The following is a 5,460-nucleotide window of genomic DNA, read 5'->3' on the forward strand; positions in this document are numbered from 1 at the left end:
ATCCTATTATATTCAATGAACATTATCACGCAAAGCTTTAATCTCATCGTGTGCATCAAGCACTTCATCCTGTTGCCTGATAATTATCTCGCGTAAAAAGGCGGGAATGTATTCTTCATTTAAAGCCATTTTATATGCTTTTACAATTGCATCTTCGCCGTACTCGCATTCTTCTAAAATATCATGTGTATCATGAGCAGTAAAGGCAGCCTTAACATCTAACCAGGAGCGGTGAATTTTGCCACTCGTTGTAGTACTGGTTTCAATGTCTTCACCCAAAACTTCAACCTCTTTACCTAATTCGTTTTTATAACGATTGCTACTGTCAATCAGGCTAAGGAAAAGTAATCTCAAATCTGTCTCATCATCCTTCAGATCTTTAAGAGCGCGCTTGTACCCTTCGATACGGTCGTTATTTATCTGGATTAAATCATTTAAAACTTCTGCAGTTGCTTTTGAATTTTCCATGGTAATTAATGTTTTTATTCCAATAAACATACTAATAGTTAATTTGTTTAACTAATTAAAACATATCAATCACCTCCTTAAAACCCGTTTCTTTACGATTTTCCCCTGAACAGAGAGATCAGCCATACAACAATCAATATAACTACAATCACTGCTATAATACCCACAATGGCACCAGCCTTAAATATTCCTTCAATTACCGAGCAGCCACTTAAAGCAAACATGACCAGCACGATCAATAATAAATGCGCGTTTTTCATAATGATGTTTTTAGTTTATTTGCAGAGGCGAAAATAATTGTGCTCTGTGTTGCATGAATAAATACAACAATCAGGCCTTTTTACTATAAACAGTTTTTTCCAGAGCCGGACACGTTGTTACTAAATAAACAAGCTAAACTTTGTTATAAACCTATTAAAACAATGTATAGCAGAATATACATTGTTAAACCCTCAATTCAAATCAAAAAACATGTTAAGTATGACTAATTTTGCCCGCTACTAAAGAGGCTATGGGTAAATTACTTTTTTCGATAAACAATGCGACAGTAAGATTTTTGAACAGTACTTTGTTCAGGGATCTTAACTTCAAAATAAATAAAGGTGAAAACTGGGCACTTATAGGCCCAAGCGGCTCGGGCAAAAGTGCTTTACTGCAAACCATAGCCGGCCGCTTTAATATCACAGGCGGCAGCGTTACCTGGCATTTTGAAGATGAGCTTTTACACAAATTACCCACGGCCGATGGCATTAGTGTTAAAACAAAACTGATAGCTCTTGTCGAACCCAGGCATCACTTCCATAATTTATCAAACACTACCGATTTTTATTACCAGCAACGCTATAACTCCTCCGATTCGGAGGATGCTTTGAGTGTTGATGATTATTTATTGTTTGTTAATAATACACCCCACGCCAACACCTGGTGGACACCCAACAAAGTGCTTAACCTCCTCAACCTGCGGCAACTGCGCGATAAACAATTAATAAAACTTTCAAACGGCGAAACTAAACGCCTTATGCTGGCAGCTGCCTTGCTAAAAAACCCGGTATTGCTATTATTGGATAACCCGCTAACCGGGCTTGATGTAAAAACCCGGCAAGAGTTTAACGGCGTTATTGAGCAAATCACATCATCGGGTATCAATCTCATTATTGCTACATCGGTACACGAAATTCCTGACGCTATTACACATATTGCTGTTTTAAATAATGGCGCCATTATCCATGAAACCACCAAGGCTAATTTCGATCCCAGCCAATTTAACCAGGAAGTTCCCGATAATATAGATATTACCGAACTAAGTGCGCTACTTAACATTAATAAGCCCCCCATTACATACAACCAAATTGTGAAAATGGAAAGGGTGCATATCCAATATGGCAATAAAGTAATACTGAACAATGTAGACTGGGAAATTAAAACCGGCGACAGATGGGCGCTGCTTGGGCCAAACGGAGCAGGCAAGTCAACGCTATTGAGTTTAATTAATGGCGATAACCCGCAGGCCTATGCAAACAGTGTTATTCTTTTTGATAAAAAGCGGGGCACCGGCGAAAGCATCTGGGATATAAAAAAGAAGATAGGTTTTGTATCGCCCGAGCTTCACCAATACTTCCCTACGGATAACAGCTGCCTCCAGGTGATCGAATCGGGATATTATGATACACTTGGCCTGTTCAGGCCAAGTAATAAGGAACGTACCGATGTAGCCCTCCGCTGGATGAAAGCGCTTGAAATTGATCAGCACGCACGTCACCTGTTAAAAAACATACCGGCCAGCGCCCAGCGTTTATGCCTGCTGGCCCGCGCGTTAATAAAAAATCCTTCCTTACTAATTTTTGATGAACCCTGCCAGGGTATGGACGACCACCAGCAACTTCATTTTAAAAAACTGGTTGATACTATTTGTAGCCTCAGCAATGTAACCCTTATTTATGTAACTCATTACCAGCACGAAATACCAAATAGTGTTACTAAGGTATTGCGGTTAGATAATGGAAGGATAGTTGGATAATTTATAAATACCACGGAGAACAAATTTTTTAAAATCCTGTTTCGAAATCAAAACGATACTTTTAGCATACTGTTGCCACATCTTTCGAGCAAAAACCCAGATCACTTAATAGCACCGAAAGAGAAAGACAGGGTCCAAATCGGGCGTACAAATCCACCCCGGCACACTGCGAAACACTTCCGGTCCTCCTGTTTTACTAATTTTCCCTTCTTCCAAACCGTTTCGCGTGCTCCTTTTACCATTAACCTTCCAATTAATTTAAGTAACTAATACGCTCAATTTTTAATAGATGTGAAAACGTCAAAAATATAGTTTTTTTCAAGGAAATAATTCCCCACTATGGGTAAACAATAATAACTTTTAGGAAAATATAAAATTAAGAGTATTTTAATTTTTACCTCATTTTATTACGATATTTATATTTAAACAGCTTAATTATTAATAATTTATGTATTTTTATAGGTAAAATTTCATTAGCATCATTTTTGCCACAGTCCAATTAAAACCCATTCATTTGAAAACACGTTTATTTTTTTGCTTTATAGTATTTTCTTTATGCTTTGGTATAAAAAATGCCAGGGCAACTACATATACATGGATAGGCGGTACAAGTACTTCATGGACAAATCCATTAAATTGGGGAGTTCTATCAGGTTATCCCGGTAGTGGGACCGGAGACATTGCAATTTTTCCCTTAATATACCTCAGTTCACCGACACTGAGTGGCAACCTACCTAACTCATTAAGCAGTATTCAATCAGCAAGTTTAGCAAATGTTGCAATCACCATTAATAGTGGCGTAACATTAAATACCGGAGGGATAACAACCGGAAACAACTATTTAGGAGTTGCTGGGATTACATTCCTTGGTGGAGGCACAATTAACATAAGTGGAACAACTTCATTTACTTATCAGGGTAGTTTAACATTTGGTAGTTCAAGCGGAAGCACGCAGCCAACGGTAAACTATGCGGCGGGCTCTGTTATTAATTATAATTCGAATAGTGGTACAATTACAAATTACGGAACGCTAAATTTTAATGGAACCTCTTCATCAGGAATTACAGTAAATTTTGTTTATTTAGGATCATTTACAAATAGTGGGACTATAACTGCAACTTATACAGGTTTTTTAATTCCAAGTGCATCTTCTACAAACGTTACAATAACAAATTCCGGATCCTTTAGTATAACATCTTCCACTATTGGCCTAACAAGTCAGCCGAGTGTTTTAAATAATTCTGGAACATTTACCGCAACGTCCTCAACCTTTAACCTTTCTAAAAACAACACAACAATTTCCAATACTAATACTTTTACAGCCACATCTTCAACTTTTAATTTAACCGGGCAATCCGCTGCGATAAGTAATTCGGGATCAACTGCAGCTGTTTCCTTAAGTCAATGTGCAGTAAATATGAATAGTAGTAACACAGTAAACATTACAAATTCAACTAATGCCACTTTTACCATCAATAATAGCTCCACAATTACTATGTCTGGTTATCAAAACTACATAAGTAATGCTGGAATATTTAAAGCCGGCACTTCCGGTTCACCATGTGTAATTACAATTAGTGGTCAGGGGGCGAGCTCTGGTAATACTTCAATAGTAAATACCGGCACTTTTACCTTAGGTTCAACATCAATTATTTATCCTAATGGTACTGATTCAACAAACCCGATAAAAATCACAAATTCTTCCGGGACATTTACCTTACAATCTGATGCTAATGGTTCAGCCGCAATTGGAAACGTTGGTGTAGGTTCATTCTTGGTAGGTTTATTTAATACAGAACGCTTTATAACTGGTGGAAGCTTAGCCTCAAACAGGGGCTATCGTATGTTATCTTCGCCCGTTAACCAAACAAGTGCAACATCAGCTTTAACTAACACCTTTGGTTTAACTTACTTAAAAGATCACACTTTTAATGGCATCACTTACACCGGCGCTTACACAGGAGGTGTAGCAGGTACCGCTGCGGGCTTTAGCATAACCAGTGTTGGCCCTACTGTTAGTATTTGGGACGAAAGAAAAGCGACTAATAATACCGCGTATAATGCAGGCAGAAATATAGGGGTAACAAAAATCAGCCCTACAAATGGTGTCTTCGTTACGGCAACTACCAATACTATCGATATTTCTGACGGTACAACCAACCTTGCTTTACCTGTAGGTAATTCCTTTCAGTTATTTTTCATCGGCCCAAGCAGCCGCACCAACGCATCGGCAAGCACGCCGCCTGCCGATGCAACTATTACCGCACATGGCTATATTAACCAGCAAAATGTAACAGTTGCCTTATGGCACGCGCCCACAGGTGGTGTTTCCGGCAAGTTATCATATACTGCCGCTTTAGGTACTACAATGGCGGGTATTAACATGGTTGGTAATCCGTATGCATCTACTATTAACCTGCAAACGGTTTTAACCGATAACACCGGCAATATTGACAACATATATGTATTAGCAGCAAAAAATTATCCTTCACAAGCTTTTATAGCTTATACGCCAAGTGGCACATCGGCACCGATGCAGGGTTATGCTGTAAGCGGAGAGGGTTTTTTTGTTCATGCAACAGGTACAGGTAAATCTTTAACTTTTAAAGAAGGCGAAAAAACGCCTACAACGCAGTTGACTGGTACGGGGCTAATTATGTCGGCCCCAAAAAGCGGGCAGATAGTAGCCAATGAACCCGGCGCAATGTCAAAAAGTTTCAAAACTTTAGCAGTCAATACTGCGACGCAAGCCATAGATGCCGGCCTTACAGGTTTTTATATGAAGATGGAAAAAGATACTGCGGTTTATAATTACTGCGGCATTTATTTTGGCGGCCAGTGGTCAAAAAACTTTCAGATAGGTGATGCAAGAGATCTGGATGGAAATAGCCCCCAGGTAATGATGTCAAGTTTTTCTGCTGATAGGGTACGTTGTGCGGTTAAACATTTTCCCGATTATAGGCAGGGTGTCAGAG

The 5,460-nt window shown here is 39.0% G+C and carries 4 protein-coding genes; 2 read left to right on the plus strand and 2 right to left on the minus strand.

All coding sequences use genetic code 11. The features are described 5' to 3' along the window. Positions 1 to 12: 12 nt before the first annotated feature. Positions 13 to 468: a PA2169 family four-helix-bundle protein gene (locus tag AC1DQW_RS27055; RefSeq protein ID WP_477456905.1), complete on the minus strand. Its 456-nt coding sequence runs from the start codon at positions 466 to 468 to the stop codon at positions 13 to 15. A 92-nt stretch (positions 469 to 560) separates the two neighbouring features. Next, a complete protein-coding gene (locus AC1DQW_RS27060; RefSeq protein ID WP_477408555.1) occupies positions 561 to 728 on the minus strand; it encodes a hypothetical protein in 168 nt (55 codons plus the stop codon). A 251-nt stretch (positions 729 to 979) separates the two neighbouring features. Between AC1DQW_RS27060 and AC1DQW_RS27065 the strand changes: the two genes are divergently transcribed. Both AC1DQW_RS27065 and AC1DQW_RS27070 read left to right on the plus strand, forming a co-directional pair. Continuing rightward, entirely contained in the window at positions 980 to 2,485 is a 1,506-nt protein-coding gene (locus AC1DQW_RS27065) for an ATP-binding cassette domain-containing protein (RefSeq protein ID WP_477456906.1), read from the plus strand. A gap of 514 nt (positions 2,486 to 2,999) precedes the next feature. Next, positions 3,000 to 5,460 (plus strand): beta strand repeat-containing protein (locus AC1DQW_RS27070; protein ID WP_477456907.1); only part of this gene is annotated, 2,461 nt, incomplete at its 3' end.

The organism is Mucilaginibacter sp. P5_A4 (assembly GCF_056400605.1).

Bases quoted from the DNA above. Each gene is read 5' to 3' on its own strand.
- AC1DQW_RS27060 (WP_477408555.1), bottom strand. From the start codon at position 728: ATGAAAAACGCGCATTTATTATTGATCGTGCTGGTCATGTTTGCTTTA.
- AC1DQW_RS27055 (WP_477456905.1), bottom strand. From the start codon at position 468: ATGGAAAATTCAAAAGCAACTGCAGAAGTTTTAAATGATTTAATCCAG.
- AC1DQW_RS27065 (WP_477456906.1), top strand. From the start codon at position 980: ATGGGTAAATTACTTTTTTCGATAAACAATGCGACAGTAAGATTTTTG.